The sequence below is a fragment of the Pseudomonas sp. GW823-FHT05G12 genome, assembly GCF_058795575.1.
On the sequence record NZ_CM179501.1, the window covers coordinates 4,256,896 to 4,271,975 of the forward strand.

General features: G+C 63.2%; 12 protein-coding genes. 2 read left to right on the forward strand and 10 right to left on the reverse strand.

What is annotated here, in order from left to right:
• Positions 1 to 21: 21 nt before the first annotated feature.
• From AC3RCM_RS19440 to AC3RCM_RS19455, 4 genes are all read right to left on the reverse strand, one after another.
• Positions 22 to 1,275, reverse strand: a complete 1,254-nt coding sequence (locus tag AC3RCM_RS19440) for an OprD family porin (protein WP_020193320.1) — start codon at positions 1,273 to 1,275, stop codon at positions 22 to 24.
• Between the two features lie 63 nt (positions 1,276 to 1,338).
• On the reverse strand, positions 1,339 to 2,643 hold the full coding sequence (locus tag AC3RCM_RS19445; RefSeq protein WP_104887274.1) for a CitMHS family transporter: 1,305 nt from the start codon (positions 2,641 to 2,643) through the stop codon (positions 1,339 to 1,341).
• 114 nt (positions 2,644 to 2,757) lie between these two features.
• Complete coding sequence (locus AC3RCM_RS19450) at positions 2,758 to 4,065, reverse strand: dicarboxylate/amino acid:cation symporter (RefSeq protein WP_026031899.1); 1,308 nt, start codon at positions 4,063 to 4,065, stop codon at positions 2,758 to 2,760.
• A 71-nt stretch (positions 4,066 to 4,136) separates the two neighbouring features.
• A complete protein-coding gene (locus AC3RCM_RS19455; protein ID WP_020191614.1) occupies positions 4,137 to 5,216 on the reverse strand; it encodes a 4-oxalomesaconate tautomerase in 1,080 nt (359 codons plus the stop codon).
• A gap of 146 nt (positions 5,217 to 5,362) precedes the next feature.
• On the opposite strand from AC3RCM_RS19455, the gene AC3RCM_RS19460 reads away from it, so the two are divergent.
• A complete protein-coding gene (locus AC3RCM_RS19460; RefSeq protein ID WP_003247268.1) occupies positions 5,363 to 6,256 on the forward strand; it encodes a LysR family transcriptional regulator in 894 nt (297 codons plus the stop codon).
• 19 nt (positions 6,257 to 6,275) lie between these two features.
• Here the strand turns inward: AC3RCM_RS19460 and AC3RCM_RS19465 are convergent, their stop codons facing one another.
• Positions 6,276 to 6,572 carry a DUF3144 domain-containing protein gene (locus AC3RCM_RS19465; RefSeq protein WP_004577437.1) on the reverse strand — a complete coding sequence of 99 codons (297 nt, stop codon included), beginning with the start codon at positions 6,570 to 6,572 and terminating at the stop codon, positions 6,276 to 6,278.
• 396 nt (positions 6,573 to 6,968) lie between these two features.
• On the opposite strand from AC3RCM_RS19465, the gene mtlD reads away from it, so the two are divergent.
• A complete protein-coding gene (gene mtlD / locus AC3RCM_RS19470; protein ID WP_492629082.1) occupies positions 6,969 to 9,092 on the forward strand; it encodes a bifunctional mannitol-1-phosphate dehydrogenase/phosphatase in 2,124 nt (707 codons plus the stop codon).
• Positions 9,093 to 9,170: 78 nt separating this feature from the next.
• Here the strand turns inward: mtlD and AC3RCM_RS19475 are convergent, their stop codons facing one another.
• The 5 genes from AC3RCM_RS19475 to AC3RCM_RS19495 are packed head-to-tail and all read right to left on the reverse strand — an operon-like array spanning position 9,171 to position 15,011.
• Entirely contained in the window at positions 9,171 to 10,355 is a 1,185-nt protein-coding gene (locus tag AC3RCM_RS19475) for an acetyl-CoA C-acyltransferase (RefSeq protein WP_070384167.1), read from the reverse strand.
• Positions 10,352 to 10,804: an acyl-CoA thioesterase gene (locus AC3RCM_RS19480; protein WP_409322430.1), complete on the reverse strand. Its 453-nt coding sequence runs from the start codon at positions 10,802 to 10,804 to the stop codon at positions 10,352 to 10,354. The genes AC3RCM_RS19475 and AC3RCM_RS19480 overlap by 4 nt, the downstream gene beginning before the upstream one ends.
• Positions 10,804 to 11,967, reverse strand: coding sequence for an iron-containing alcohol dehydrogenase (locus AC3RCM_RS19485; RefSeq protein WP_020192317.1), 1,164 nt, complete (start codon positions 11,965 to 11,967; stop codon positions 10,804 to 10,806). The genes AC3RCM_RS19480 and AC3RCM_RS19485 overlap by 1 nt, the downstream gene beginning before the upstream one ends.
• A 33-nt stretch (positions 11,968 to 12,000) precedes the next feature.
• Entirely contained in the window at positions 12,001 to 13,776 is a 1,776-nt protein-coding gene (locus tag AC3RCM_RS19490) for an acyl-CoA dehydrogenase C-terminal domain-containing protein (protein WP_064492349.1), read from the reverse strand.
• Positions 13,773 to 15,011: a 3-hydroxyacyl-CoA dehydrogenase gene (locus tag AC3RCM_RS19495; RefSeq protein ID WP_492629083.1), complete on the reverse strand. Its 1,239-nt coding sequence runs from the start codon at positions 15,009 to 15,011 to the stop codon at positions 13,773 to 13,775. Before AC3RCM_RS19495 ends, AC3RCM_RS19490 begins: the two co-directional genes overlap by 4 nt.
• Positions 15,012 to 15,080 lie beyond the last annotated feature (69 nt).

Consider the following 15,080-nt stretch of genomic DNA (forward strand, 5'->3'; position numbering starts at 1 on the left):
TATCTTGTCCGGCCTGCGCCATCACCAGATGGCGATATCGTAGGTCAGGTAAAGGCGATTGCTGTCTCGGCCGCGGGCGAAATCTGATCGATACACGTAGTTTCGCAGCTTTACGCCCAGCCCTTTCAGCGGTCCGCCCTGCACCACGTAGGCAATCTCGGCGTCACGCTCCCATTCTTTGATGCCCTCGCTACCTGAACGGCCATTGTCGCCACTCAGGTAGCGCGTCATGAAGGTCAGCCCCGGTACCCCGGCGGCAGCGAAGTTGTAGGCATAGCTGGCCATCCAGGTCTTCTCTTCTTCCTCGATGAACTTGCCGATGCCGACGTTGCTGAACGAATAGACCGTTGCCCCACTGATATACGGCAGCCCCGCTTCACCGTCGAGCACCTGGTAACCTGCGCCGACGGTATGCCCGGAGTGGGCGTACGACAGTTGGCCGCTGAACATGTCGTTGTCGATGCCACCGCCATACGCCGTACCGCTGTCGCGGCTTTTGAAGTAACGCAGGTCGGTGGTCAGCACACCGCCGCCCAGCGGCAGATCGTGCACCAGCCCGGCGAAGTCCTGGCGGTAGAAATGCTCGAGCTCGCCATGGAAATAACTCAGGCGCAGTTGCTTGCTGACGGCGTAGTCAGCACCGGCGAAGCTGAAGTCGCCAGACGCTGGGCCGCCATACCCGTCCAGGTACAACCCGGTGCTATCGGATGAGTCGCGCTGTTTGAAGCGATCCAGGTGGCCGGCGGTAAGGGTGAGGTTGTCGATGTCGGTGCTGGTCAGCTGGGTTCCCTGGTAAGTCTGCGGCAGCAGGCGTGCATCGTTGTACACCAGTACCGGCGTCTTGGGCAGCAAGGTGCCATGCTTGACCACGGTGCTGCCCAGGCGGGCCTTGGCCGTGATACCGGCGCTGGCGAATTCGTCGGCCGCGCGGCCATCGTCATGCACTGGCAGCAACCCGGTGCCGCTGCGCCCACGGCCGGAGTCGAGCTTGAAGCCGACCAGGCCCAAGGCGTCGAGACCCAGGCCGAGGGTGCCTTGGGTGAACCCGGACTGGTAATCGAGCAGAAAGCCTTGAGCCCATTCCACCCGCTCGCTTTTGGCAGTGGCGGCGGCGCGGGCGCTCATACCCTGCTCGTCACGGAAATTCTCGTTGAAGTACACGTTGCGCAACTGCAGCTTGAGCTTGCTGTCTTCGATGAAACCGGCGGCACCGGCCACAGGCAGCCAGCCGCACAGCAGGCCACAAGTGGCCCCACGGAAAAGAAATCGGGACATGATGGTTACTCTGTTGTTGTTCTTGGGTGAGTCAGCGGGGCGCCGAGCGGCGCCCTGGGTGCTTCAAACCATGAAGGACAAGGCGCCCGTCAGCAGTGCCAGCGCAGTGATCACCAGAGAGGTGAGCACGGCCCACTTGAAGGTGGCTTTCTGGAAATCACCGATATCGCGGTCGACCATGCCCACCAGCAGCAGGGTCGAGGCTACCAATGGGCTCATCAGGTGCACCGGCTGCCCCAGCACCGAAGCGCGGGCGATCTCTACAGGGTCGATGCCGTACGCGGCCGCGGCATTGGCCAGGATCGGCACAACGCCGAAGTAGTACGCATCGTTGGACAGCACGAAGGTCAGCGGCATGCTGGTCAGCGCCACCACCAGCGGGAACCAGTGGCTCCACGCTTCCGGGATCCAGTCCACCAGCGTCTGGGCCAATGCATCGACCATCTTGGTACCCGAGAAAATACCGGCAAAGATGCCCGCGGCGAACACCAGCAGCACCACGGTCATGGCGTTGCCCGAATGGGCGAGAATGCGCTCTTTCTGCAGGTCCAGCTGCGGGTAGTTGATCATCAGTGCGGCGACGAAACCGATCATGAACAGGATGGCCGCGTGCATCAGCCCCAGCACCAGCGCGGTCATCACGGCGATCACCAGCACCAGGTTCACATAGGCAAGGCGCGGGCGCTTGTGCGGATTGTCGCCGAGGATTTCCTTGATGTAGCAGTTGCCGCCACCGGACTCCAGGGCAATATTGCCGATACGCCGGCGCTCGGCACGGCCCAGCAGGTAGGCGGTGAACACGACCCATGCCGCCCCACCGATGACGGTGGGCAACATCGGAATGAAGTATTCGGTCGCATCCAGGCCGAGCGCTGCAATGGCACGGGTGGCGGGACCACCCCACGGGCTCATGCCGCTCATGATGCTCAATGACAGCATCGATACGGTCGCCAGGATCATCGGGTTCATGCCGATGCGCTTGTACAGCGGCAGCATGGCGGCGCAGGTAATCATGTAGGTCGTGGTGCCGTCACCGTCCAGCGCCACCAGCAGCGATAGCAAGGCGGTGCCGATGGCGATCTTTATCGGGTCGCCATTCACCCGCTTGAGAATCTTGCGGATCAGCGGGTCGAACAGGCCGGCGTCGATCATCAGGCCGAAAAACAGGATGGCGAACAGCAGCAGCGCGGCAGACGGTGCGACCATTTTCAGCCCATCGAGCATCATCTTGCCCAGGTCTGGCGCGAAACCGCCAACAAGGGCGAAAACAATCGGCACGATGGTCAGCGCGACGATCGGGGACAGGCGTTTACTCATGATCAGGTAGGTGAAGGTCACCACCATGATCAGGCCCAGAAGTGCGAGCATGGTTTGTTCTCTTGTTTTTATTGTCTACGTGGCCACCTGCAGCGCAGACGGCCCCCTGACCCCCACCCGGCAACGCCTGGTGGGGGCCTGCAAAAAGCTTGAGGGTGTCGAGGCTCAGCCGTGGCGGTGTGGTTCGGCGACCCAGTCGGCTGTTTCAGCGACGGGGCTGACCACCGGCTCGCCATTCAGGCGGCTGTGCAGCGTCTGGCGGTCACAGGCGTTTTCCGACAGCGAAACCACCACCGTCGCCACTGCGTTGCTGGCAAGACTCGTCAGCGCACGGGCTTCCGACATGAAGCGGTCGACCCCGATCAACAGGGCCAGGCCGGCCAGGGGAATGTCGTGGATCACGGTAAGGGTCGAGGCCAAGGCCACGAAACCGCTGCCGGTGACACCTGCCGCACCCTTGGAGGACAGCAGCATGATCGCCAGCATAGTGACCACCTGGCCCAGGCTCAGGTCGATGTTGCAAGCCTGCGCGATGAACACGGCTGCCAACGACAGATAGATGGCAGTACCGTCCAGGTTGAACGAGTAGCCAGTGGGCAGCACCAGGCCAACTACGCCTTTCTTGCACCCAAGCTTCTCGAGTTTCTCGAGCATGCGCGGCAGCACCGGCTCGGTTGAGGAAGTACCCAGCACCACGAGGAACTCTTCGCGGAAATAGCGCAGCAACTTCCACAGGCTGAAGCCATGGGCGCGGCAGATGCCACCGAGCACCACCAGCACGAAGAAGGCGCAGGCGATGTACAACGTCCCCACCAGCTTGGCCAGCGCACCAAGGGACGTAATCCCGTACTGGCCCACGGTGAATGCCAGTGCGCCGAAAGCGCCGACCGGGGCAAAGCGCATCAGGTAGCCGAAGATGCGAAACACCATGGTCGAGGCCGACTCCAGCACGTCCAGTACCGGCTTGCCCTTTTCGCCCATCGACGAGAGGGCGAAACCGCTGAGTACGGCGATGAACAGGACCGGCAAGACCTCACCCTTGTTGAAGGCACCGATGAAGGTGTCCGGGATGATGTGCATGAAGAAGTCCACCACGCTCAGCTTGGCAGCCGACGCGGTGTACTGGCTCAGGCCCGCCGTGCTCAGGGTGGCAGGATCGATGTTCATGCCGGCACCTGGCTTGAACAGATAGACCGCCGCCAGTCCGATCACCAGGCTGACCACCGTCAGACCCAGGAACAGCAGCAGGGTCTTGCTCATCAAGCGGCCCAGGGAACGCTTGTCGGTCATGCCGGCGATGCCGGTGACGATGGTGCAGAACACCACCGGCGCGATCATCATCTTGATCAGCTTGATGAACGCATCACCCAGCGGCTTGAGGGCCACGGCCTGTTGCGCCCAGAAGTGTCCGACCACCACGCCCAGCAGGACGGCGCAGAGAATCTGGAAATACAGCGATTTGGCGAGTCTCATGGCATCACCCATTGTTGAAATTGTGCGGATGCGCTTGTTACGAATGTGCAGGTCTGGATCGGTGCCTGGAACTACCCGGCCAACCTGCGGAATGTAGGGGCGTAGACGAACCCTGAGAAGAGCCGCCGGGCGGTTCGCACCACCGAAGCCTGGATGGTCTGGCCATCGGCACCGCTGCGCGTCAGCGCAACATCGATGCCGCCACTTGGGTGCTCCAGGCGGACCTCGGCCAGTTGCTGCGCGCCTTCGCCCAACAGGTCGGCAATCACGGTGCCAGGGCTGACGCAGGCAGTCGCCAGCCCCACGGCTCCAGTGATCGCCAAGGCACGATGGCAGTTGTGTGGCATGAAATAGCGAACCTGCAGCGTGCCGTCGTAGCGCGGCTTGGACACCAGCACTGGCTTGGGGATGACCATGCCACTGACATCGCCCAGGCCCATGGCCTTTCCGGCCTTCAGCCGCAACGCTTCCAGGCGTTCGAGCAGCGCGCTGTTGGCGTCTAGCTGAGCAGGGGTTTCCGAGCCGCTGACCCCCAGCTGGCTGGCCTCTACCACCATCATCGGCATGGCCATGTCGATGCAGGTCACCGGCACGCCATCAATCACGTCCTGGGCCTTGCCCGTGGGGAACAGCTTGCCAGTCTTGCTGCCAACCGCGTCGAGGAAGGTCAGGTGCACCGGGGCGGCAGTGCCCGGTACCCCATCGATCGCCGTGCGGCCTTCGTAGCGCACGATACCGCCGGGCGTTTCGACCAGCGAATTGACGAAGGTGCCGGTGTTGAGGTTGCGAATGCGCACCAAGGTCTTGCCTTCCTGGCCTTTTACCAACCCCTGTTCGATGGCGAACGGCCCAACCGCACACAGCATGTTGCCGCAGTTGGGGGCCGTATCGACCCGGCGCTGTGCGACCATCACCTGCACGAACAGGTAGTCGACGTCGGCGTCGGCATGCAATGACGGGCTGATGATCGCCACCTTGCTGGTCTGCGGGCTGCCGCCACCGATGCCGTCGATTTCCAGCTCATGGCCAGAGCCCATCAGGTTGATCAGCAATTCGTCGCGCTCGACCACATTGGCAGGCAGGTCCCAGGCGTGGAAGAACGGCCCTTTGGAGGTACCGCCGCGCATGAGTACGCAAGGAATTCGTTGCATGATTTCGCACTCTTGTTGATCAATGGACATCATTGATGCTGTGAGCAAAAGAGTGACAGGGATGGATAAATCAATCCAATGCAAATATCGTAGCTATTATTGCGATTCAAACATCAATATAGCGCCAGGCCAGTCGAAGGTTTCTTATGGAATATGAGCTGCAAGACATCAGATCTTTCGTGAAAATCGCCGAACTTGGCAGTTTTCATGAGGCCGCAGAAGCGCTTCACCTGTCCCAGCCGGCCCTGAGCCGGCGGATCAAGAAACTGGAGGAAGGCCTGGGCACCTCGCTACTGGAACGCACCACTCGCCGGGTCAGCCTGACCAGCGTGGGCCGCGACTTCCTGCCCAAGGCCAGGCGCCTGCTGGATGATTTTGAAGACTCGATCCTCAGCATCCGCGAGCTGGCCGAGCGCCAGACCGGTCAGGTTACCCTCGCCTGCATTCCTACCGCGGCGTTCTACTTCCTGCCGTCGGTGATCCGCGATTACAACGAGCAATACCCGAAAATCCGCATTCGCCTGCTGGACCTTAGCGCCAACGACGGGCTCGAAGCCGTACTGCGCGGCGAGGCCGACTTCGGCATCAACATGATGAGCGGCCAGCACCCGGACATCGAGTTTGTCTCGCTGGTGCAGGAGCACTTTGTACTGGCCTGCCGGCGTGACCACCCACTGGCGAATCGCGCCTCCGTTACCTGGACAGAGCTGGCTGATTACCGCCTGATCGGCGTCGGCCGCCTGAGTGGCAACCGCATGCTGCTGGACCATGCGTTGTCCGGGCTCAACCTGCGGCCCAAGTGGTTCTACGAAGTGCAACACCTGTCCACGTCACTGGGCATGGTCGAGGCCGGGCTGGGTGTGTCGGCCATGCCCAGCCTGGCCATGCCCAATGCCGACCACCCCACGCTGGTGAGCGTGCCGTTGATCGAGCCGCAAGTCACCCGCACGCTAGGGCTGGTGTACCGGCGCGGCGCATCGCTGTCGCCGGCTGCGGAGAAATTCGTTTCGATCCTGCTGCAGAAATGGCCAAATCGCTGAGGGAAGCGGCGCACCTGGCTTAGTCGTTCTTGCCCAGCATGTACCGGTCAAAATGCTCGATATGCTCATCGAGGTTGTCCTCGAGCATCATCCGGTACTGATCACAGAAGTACTTCAGAATCTCTTCCCGTGCCGCTCCCAGCTCCGCGCCGCTCTTGAAGCTGCGGGCGCTCATCCAGGCGCTGAAGCGCGCGGCACCGAAGGTCAGCGAGGCGCTTACCTTGCCCAGGTCCTCGAACTTTTCGATCTGCTGGTTCGCCAGTTCGATGTGCGCATCGGCACGATCGTAAAAGGCCTGGTCGGTAGCTTGGGTCATTGGGGTTCACCTTGTTGCGCAATGCGAGCGGGAGGCCAAGCCTTGCATGTCGCGGCGCATACGTGCAAGGCTGAAAAAGGATCACCCATGACGAAAAGGAAGCAAAGCACCTCATGCCTGGAATCACACGTATCCATCGCTATTTGCGCCCACTGCCTGCGAAACCGACTGCAGCCAGTGGGCGTGACCTCAAGGCCAAACGCGCCACCCGCCTCGCCGCAACGGTTGCCAACCTCCTCTGCACACCCCGCTCCGCCCCGCCTTACCTCTGTGTCACCCCTGAGCGTCCCCCTGTCGAACGTGTGCCCCCGACCTGACTGCCCCCACTGCAGCTCACACACCGTACTCGCCTGTTACAGGCGGGATGCCTGACGCAACGACAAGGGGCAACAGCCAATGCTTTTCTTTCACGGTAAACAGATTTTCAGCGCCATCTTCGATATGGATGGCACCCTCTTCGACACCGAGCGCCTGCGCTTCAGGACACTCAAGCAAGCCTCTCTGGAAATCTTCGGCAAAGCGCTGAGCGAGCAGACCCTGATTGGCTCGCTGGGCCTGAGCGCAAAGAAGGCCGAAGCCCTCGCCAAGGCGCATAACGGCGAAGACTTCCCGTACGCACAAATCCGCCAACGCGCGGATGAACTTGAACTGGAGTATGTGCGCAATCACGGCGTACCGATCAAGGCCGGCCTGCTGGAGGTGCTGGAGCGCCTGCGCAAGTCGGGCCTGACCATGGCGGTGGCCACCTCCAGCCGCCGTGCCATCGCCGAGGAATACCTGATCAACGCCAACGTGCTGAAGTACTTCGACATCACCGTTTGTGGCGATGAAGTCAGCCAAGGCAAACCCCACCCCGAGATTTTCCTGACAGCCGCCCGCGCGCTCAATTGCGAGCCAGGCCAGTGCTTCATGGTCGAGGACTCGGAAAACGGCATGCTGTCAGCGATGCGCGCCGAAGGGCAGGCGATCCTGATCGAGGACATCAAGCCGCCTGCGCCGGAAATCAAGGCAGGCGCGCTCAAAGCCTACCGCAGCATGCATGAATTTCTCGCCGACCTGAGCGAGTGCGTACCCGACCTGGGTATGCCTGCATTGAGCGAGCCGTTCCCGGCCTCGATGAACCAGTTCAGCGTGGGCATTCATGGTTTCGGCGCCATCGGCGGCGGTTACCTGACGCAGGTATTTTCCCATTGGGACGGCTACACCCGACCGCGTGAAATCATTGCCGCAACCCGCTCGCGCATGCTGCGCGAAAGCGTCAGCGCCTTCGGCCGCTACAGCGTGCGCTACGGTGCCACGTCGTTCGACCAGACCATCGACAACGTGCGCATGATCGACATGGATGACGACGACGCCGTCATCGGCATGTACACCACTGCCGAAATCATCGGCCTGAGCCTGCCCCAGCAGGCCATCAGAAGCCAGGCCAAAGTGATCGCCCAAGGCCTGCTGCAACGCTTCGAGCGCCGAGGCCGGGAGCTGACCCTGCTGATCGTGCTGAACAAGGTTGGCGGTGCGGCGTTCGTGCGGCGTCATGTGCAAGCCGAGCTGTCGCTACTGTGCCCGCCTGCGATCAGCGAGCAGGTTTTGCAGAAGACCCATTTCGCCGAAACGGTGGTCAGCCGCATCGTGTCCAAACTGGGCAATGACGCGCTGGTACGGCAGCTGCGCATCAAGTCGCAGATGTTCCAGAACAGCCTGGAAGACGAGCCCGCAAGCACACGCAAACCTTCAACGCCGCTACCAGAGTACGAACGGCTGATCGGCCACTTCAGGCCCTTTGCACAGCCCAGCAGCGCCATGAGCCAACTGCATCTGGTGCTGTTCAACAGCGAAGCTGACATGCCGCTTTACGCCGAACGCGGCAGCGATCTGCTCGAACGCCTGCGCCAGGTGAAGACAGTGCCAGACATCGCCCAGATCCAGATCATCAAGAACCGCCTGTGGAACGGCCCGCATGCCATCGTGGCCTGGTACGCCAGCCTGCTGGGCCATGCCTGGGTCGGCCAGGGCATGGGCGATGCGCGGGTGAGTGAACTGGCCGAGCGCCTGATTCGCCAGGAGGTCGCGCCCGCACTGGTGGCCGAATACCCACAGATGGCCGAGGTGGTCAGCCGCTTTGCCGAGGCATTTCTCGAGCGCTGCAAAACCTCGTTCAAAGACCCCTGCGCCCGGGTAGGCCGCGACCCCTTGCGCAAGCTGCAACGCAACGAACGCATCCTCAGCAGCATCGACCTGGCCCGCAAGCACGGTATTGCAACCCCGGCCCTGGCGTTTGGCGCCGGGCTCGCCATTCACCACGCGCTGAACTGCAGCAACATCAAGGACCTGGAAAGCCAGGCAATCAGGCAGGTTTACCTGGATAACCAGGAAAGCGTCGAAGCCGTGCTCACCCATGCCAACAAACCGTTCCCCGGGTTGTGCCCCGTCAAGGACGCGGAACTGATCGCTGCCATCCGTGATGGCTTCCGCCAATTGCCACAGCCAGCTTCGCGCCACGCGGTTGCTGTAGGCTCATAACCAGCCCTGGCCGGGACACCGTGGGCGCAGGTTGCGCCTGCGTCCCGGTAACGCCATGGGCTGACCTTGGATACCGGCCTAAAGCACTTCGAACAGGCCTGCTGCGCCCATACCGCCGCCCACGCACATCGTCACGACCACGTACTTCACCTGACGTCGCTTGCCCTCCAGCAAGGCATGGCCGACCATCCGCGCGCCGCTCATGCCGTAGGGGTGGCCGATAGCAATGGCGCCGCCATTGACGTTCAGTTTCGCCGGGTCGATCTGCAACTGCTGGGCGCAATACAGCACCTGGCAGGCAAACGCCTCGTTCAGCTCCCATAGCCCGATATCGTCTACCGTCAGGCCCTGCTGGCGCAGTAGCTTGGGCACCGCCAATACCGGGCCGATGCCCATTTCCTCGGGGGCCAGGCCAGCCACGGCGATACCGCGGTAAAGCCCCAGGGCCGCGATGCCCGAGCGCGCCGCCAGCGCACCCTCCATCAGCACGCAGGCACTGGCGCCATCGGACAGCTGACTGGCATTGCCGGCCGTGACACAACCGCCTTCGACCACGGGCTTGAGCCCCTGCAGATCGGCCAGGGTCGTCGCCGGCCGGTTCCCTTCGTCCTGGGTCAAGCGCACCTCTTCATGGCTGACGACACCTGTCAGCTTGTCAACCACCTTCTTGCGTGCGATCACCGGCACGATTTCAGCGGCGAACAGCCCTGCCGCCTGCGCCGCCGCCGTGCGCTGCTGAGACTGCAGGGCGTAGACATCCTGTGCTTCGCGGCTTATGCCATAACGCCGGGCCACCCGTTCGGCCGTTTGCAGCATCGGCATGTAGGCGTGCTCGCTCATGCGCAACACTGCGGGGTCATAAGCCTCACTGGCCAGCTGGTTGTGCACCTGCTGCACCAGGCTGATCTGCTCCTGGCCTGCGCCAATGGTCACCTGCATGCCATCAACCATGATCTGCTTCGCCGCCGTGGCAATGGCCATCAGGCCTGAAGCGCACTGGCGGTCGACGGTTTGTCCGCTGACCGATTGGGGCAGGCCGGCGGCCAGCGCCGACAGCCGACCCGGGTTGATCGCCGCAGTGCCGCTCTGCATGGCAGTCCCCAGCACCAGGTCATCGACCTGCGCCGGTTCGATACCGGCCCGCTCTACCGCGGCGCGGATAGCGACAGCCGTCATGCTGGGGGTTTTCAGGTCGTTGAAGGCACCACGCATGGCTTTGCCGATAGGTGTGCGAGCAGTGGCGACGATCACGGCGTCTTTCATGATGGATCTTCCTCAGGGGATAGGGGCTGCAGTTCGCTCAACACGCGCCGCAGGCATTCAGGTACCGGCACCGGGCGCCGCCCTTCGCGGTCGACGAATACATGGACGAAGCGGCCGGTGGCGCAGGCCAATGGCTGACCGGCAAGGAACACGGCCAACTGATAGTGCACCGAGGTGTTGCCCAACCGGCCCACCGCAAGGCCCACTTCGATGTCATGCGGGAAGGCCACCGGCGCCTGGTAGTCGCAGGCGGAGCTGACCACCAGCGCGATCACCCTCCCCTGGTCGATATCCAACCCGCCCTCCCGCAGCAGCAGGCGGTTCACGGCGCTGTCGAAAAAGCTGTAATAGACCACATTGTTCACATGGCCATAGACATCGTTGTCGTGCCACCGGGTGGTTATAGGCGTGAAGTGCCGATAGTGTTCACGTTGCCGGAGGTAGCTCATCAGTAGGCCGCCTCGTAGATGGCCAGCGCATCGGCCTGGGTGACTTCACGCGGGTTATTGACCAAAAGGCGCTGCTGTTGCATCGCGTCCTCGGCCAGCTGGCCAAGCCGATGACGCGGTACATCGGCGTCGCGCAGGCGGTCAGGTAACCCGCAGCGGCTGCTCAGCGCGGCCAGCTCGGCCACGAATTGTTCTGCCTGCTGGCGCTGATCACCGGGCTGCAAACGGGCCCCCAACAGCGGCACGGCCAATTCGGCGTAGTCCACTGCCGCCACCGGCAGGTTGAAGCGCAGCACATGCGGCAGCACCAGCGCGTTGGCCAGGCCATGGGGAACATGAAAGTGCCCACCCAGCGGATAGGCCAGGGCATGCACCGCCGCCACCGGTGCATTGGCAAAGGCCTGGCCGGCCAGGCAAGCCCCCAGCAGCATGGCCTGGCGGGCCTGCAGGTTGCCGCCATTGTGCACAGCCTGGTCAAGGTTATCCGCCAGCAGCCGCAGCGCCTCACGGGCCAGCAGGCTGGATAGCGGGTTACGTTTGAGGCGGCTGGTATAGGCTTCGATGGCATGCACCATGGCGTCGATACCGGTAGCAGCAGTCACCGCCGATGGCAGGCCGAGGGTGCAGACGGCGTCGAGCACTGCCAGGTCTGGCAACAGCAGCGGCGAAACAATGCCCATCTTGGTGGTGGCACCGGTGGTGACGATGGCGATCGGCGTCACCTCCGAACCGGTACCTGCCGTGGTGGGCACCTGGATCAACGGCAGCCGGCGGCCCTTGGCCCTGTCGATGCCGTACAGCTCGGCGATGGGCTGCGAACAGTCGCGGTGGGCCAGCAGCGCAACCAGCTTGGCCACATCCATCGAGCTGCCGCCGCCGAACCCCACCACCAGATCGGCGCCGATATGCCGGGCGCGCTGGGCGGCCGCCAGCACGCATGCCTCGCTGGGGTCGGCCGTAACCTCACTGAAGATCGCCACACCGACCTTGGCTGCCGTGAACCCCGGCAGCAGGTCATCGAGCATGCCAAGGCGGGCGATACCCGGGTCACTGACGATCAATACACGCTTGGCACCGCGCTCACGGCACAGACCTGCAAGGCGCTGCACCGCGCCGGGTTCGCAGAGGATCTGCGCAGTGGTGGCAAAGCTGAAAGGCTGCATCGCACTCTCCTTGTTCGTGTGGTTTGCCGTGCGCTAGAACGCGAAATCGCTCGCCGGTAGCGCCATCAGGCAATCCGCGCCACCCAGCAGGGCCTCGCGGTGAGCAGTGGCGCGGGGCAGGATCCGCCGCCAGTAGAACGTTGCGGCGTCAAGCTTGGCCCTGTAGAAGGCTGTTTCCGCGCTGCCGGCGGCAAGCGTTGCCTGAGCGCGCACAGCCGCTTGCAACCACATCGCCGCCAACAGCACGTAGGCCGAGTAGGCAAGGAAATCAACCGACACTGCCCCTGACTCCTGAGGGTCACGTTCACAGGCCTCGACCACGTGGGCGGACAAGGCGCGCCACTCCTCCAAACGTTGCCCCACGGCCGTCGCCATGGCCTGCAGGCCGCCGAGCGCATTGGCAGCCCTGACGTGCAGCGCCATTTCGTCGATCAGCAGATTGAGCTCGGCCCCGCCGTCCCCCAGGACCTTGCGGCGTATCAGGTCAAGGGCCTGTATGCCGTTGGTGCCTTCATAAAGCTGGGTGATGCGGCTATCGCGCATCAACTGCTCCATGCCCCACTCGCGGATGTAGCCGTGACCGCCATACACCTGCACCCCAAGACTGGCGACTTCCTGACCGACGTCGGTGAAGAACGCCTTGACGATAGGGATCAGCAACGCCGCCCGCCGAGCTGCCGCCTGGCGCGCCGGTGCACTTATCGCACCGTGCTCCAGATCCAGTTGCCGAGCGGTGTAGATGCCCAGCATGCGACAGCCTTCGGTAAGGGTCTTCTGGGTCAGCAGCATGCGGCGCACGTCTGGATGGACGATAATCGGATCGGCAGGTTTTTCCGCAGCCACCGGCCCGGCAAGCGAGCGCGACTGCAGACGCTCCCGGGCATAGGCCAGCCCTCCCTGAAAAGCGGCCTCGGCAATACCAAGCCCCTGCAGGCCGACCTGGAAGCGGGCATCGTTCATCATGGTGAACATGCAGGCCAGGCCCTGGTTGGCCTCCCCCACCAGCCAGCCTTGGGCACCGTCGAAGTTCATCACGCAGGTCGAGGCCCCCTTGATGCCCATCTTGTGCTCCAGCGCCCCGCAGCCCAGCGCATTGCGCTCGCCACCGGGCAGCAGCTTGGGCACCAGGAACAGGCTGATGCCCCTGACACCGGCCGGCGCATCAGGCAGGCGCGCGAGTACCAGGTGAACGATGTTGTCGGTCAGGTCCTGCTCGCCACCACTGATGAATATCTTGCTGCCGGTAATGCGGTAGCTGCCGTCCGCTTCCGGCTGGGCGCGGGTGCGCAGCAAAGCCAGGTCGGTGCCGGCCTGCGGCTCGGTCAGGCACATGGTGCCGGCCCACTCGCCACTGACCATCCGGCCCAGGTAGGCCTGCTTGAGTGGCTCGCTGCCATGGCGATGCAACGCCAGGACCGCGCCCTCGGTCAGGCCGGAGTAGATGCGGAACGACAACGACGCCGCCATCAGCATTTCATGGAAGCTGGCCGATGCCATCTGCGGCAGCCCCTGCCCACCATAGGCCTGCGGCCCGGTCATGCTGGCCCAGCCATGTTCGACGTATTGCCGATAGGCGTCCCGCATGCCGTCCGGGGTGGTGACCTCACCGCCCACCCACTGACAGCCCTGTTCGTCACTGTTGCGATTGAGCGGTGCGATGATCTGGCCAGTGAAACGTGCGGCCTCCTCAAGGATGCCGTCGAGGGTGTCGCGGTCCAGTTCGATACCTAGTTGCTGGCAATGTCCGCTCAGGTCGAACAGTTCATGCAGCACGAAACGCATGTCGCGAAGGGGCGCCTGGTAGTTCATGCCTGAACCTCCCCACGCGGTTCGAAACGCTTGCCACCGGCCACAAGTGAGTAGAGCAGCCCAGCCGGGCGCCAATGCTCGCCAAGCACGCCCTGCAGATATTCCAGCCGGGCCAGGATAAACGGCGCGCCCTGTTCGTCAGCCCAGCGCATGGGCCCGCCAGTGGCAGCCGGGAAGCCATAGCCGTGGAGCCAGACTTGGTCGATGTCGCCGCTGCTGGCGGCGATACCTTCCTGGAGAACCTTCGCCCCTTCGTTGACCAGTGCCAGCAGGCAGCGCTCGAGGATTTCCTCGGCACTGATGCCCCGGCGTCGGTATCCAAGCTGCTGGGACACCTGCAGCACCAGGGCGTCGACCTGCGGATCATGCTCGGCCTGTCGGCTGCCGGGCGCATAGCGGTAATAGCCTTGCCCGGTCTTCTGCCCGAGACGACCGAGCTCGCACAGCGCGTTATCGACCTGCACCAGCGGGTCATGCATGCCTTGCCCGGCCAACTGCCGGGCGCGCCACTCCAGGTCGATGCCCACCACGTCGTACATGCGGAACGGCCCCATGGCGAAGCCGAACTGCTGCAGCACCGCATCCACCTGGTGAGGCAACGCCCCTTCAAGCAGCAACTTGCGCGCTTCGCCCACATAGTTGCGCAACATGCGATTGCCAATGAACCCTGGGCAGTTGCCTGCCACGATCGCCACCTTGCCCATGCGCTCGCCCAGCGCACAGGCGGCGTCGAGCACCTTCTGATCGGTGTGCGTCCCACGCACGATTTCGAGCAGCTTCATGACATGCGCGGGGCTGAAGAAATGCAGCCCCAGGACCTGGGACGGCCGCTGGGTGACAGCGGCAATCGCGTCGATGTCCAGCGCCGAGGTGTTGCTGGCCAGGATCGCATCTGGCTTGAGGTGTGCATCCAGTGCACGGAAGATTTCCTGCTTGAGCGCCAGGTTTTCATACACCGCTTCAATCACCAGGTCGGCCTCCGCCAACGCCGGATAGCCGTCCACTACCTGCACACGCGCCAGGCAGGCGTCGGCCTGGGCCTGGGTGATGCGCTGCTTGTCCACCTGCTGGGCCCAGGCTTGGCTGACCATGCCCAGCCCGGCTTCGAGCGCTGCCGCGTTGCAGTCCAGCCACAGCACCGACAGCCCGGCGTTGGCCAGGCTGATGACGATGCCGCGGCCCATGGTGCCTGCACCTATCACAGCCACCTGATTGATCGGGAAGGGAGTATTCACGCGCAACGCTCCTGCTTTCTTGTAGGTATGAGGACTGTGATCACCCTAAGCAGGCCGAAGGTATTTTTG

Excerpts from the sequence above, each read along its gene's own strand:
- AC3RCM_RS19440 (WP_020193320.1), bottom strand. The coding sequence starts at position 1,275 with ATGTCCCGATTTCTTTTCCGTGGGGCCACTTGTGGCCTGCTGTGCGGC.
- AC3RCM_RS19445 (WP_104887274.1), bottom strand. The coding sequence starts at position 2,643 with ATGCTCGCACTTCTGGGCCTGATCATGGTGGTGACCTTCACCTACCTG.
- AC3RCM_RS19450 (WP_026031899.1), bottom strand. The coding sequence starts at position 4,065 with ATGAGACTCGCCAAATCGCTGTATTTCCAGATTCTCTGCGCCGTCCTG.
- AC3RCM_RS19455 (WP_020191614.1), bottom strand. The coding sequence starts at position 5,216 with ATGCAACGAATTCCTTGCGTACTCATGCGCGGCGGTACCTCCAAAGGG.
- AC3RCM_RS19460 (WP_003247268.1), top strand. The coding sequence starts at position 5,363 with ATGGAATATGAGCTGCAAGACATCAGATCTTTCGTGAAAATCGCCGAA.
- AC3RCM_RS19465 (WP_004577437.1), bottom strand. The coding sequence starts at position 6,572 with ATGACCCAAGCTACCGACCAGGCCTTTTACGATCGTGCCGATGCGCAC.
- mtlD (WP_492629082.1), top strand. The coding sequence starts at position 6,969 with ATGCTTTTCTTTCACGGTAAACAGATTTTCAGCGCCATCTTCGATATG.
- AC3RCM_RS19475 (WP_070384167.1), bottom strand. The coding sequence starts at position 10,355 with ATGAAAGACGCCGTGATCGTCGCCACTGCTCGCACACCTATCGGCAAA.
- AC3RCM_RS19480 (WP_409322430.1), bottom strand. The coding sequence starts at position 10,804 with ATGAGCTACCTCCGGCAACGTGAACACTATCGGCACTTCACGCCTATA.
- AC3RCM_RS19485 (WP_020192317.1), bottom strand. The coding sequence starts at position 11,967 with ATGCAGCCTTTCAGCTTTGCCACCACTGCGCAGATCCTCTGCGAACCC.
- AC3RCM_RS19490 (WP_064492349.1), bottom strand. The coding sequence starts at position 13,776 with ATGAACTACCAGGCGCCCCTTCGCGACATGCGTTTCGTGCTGCATGAA.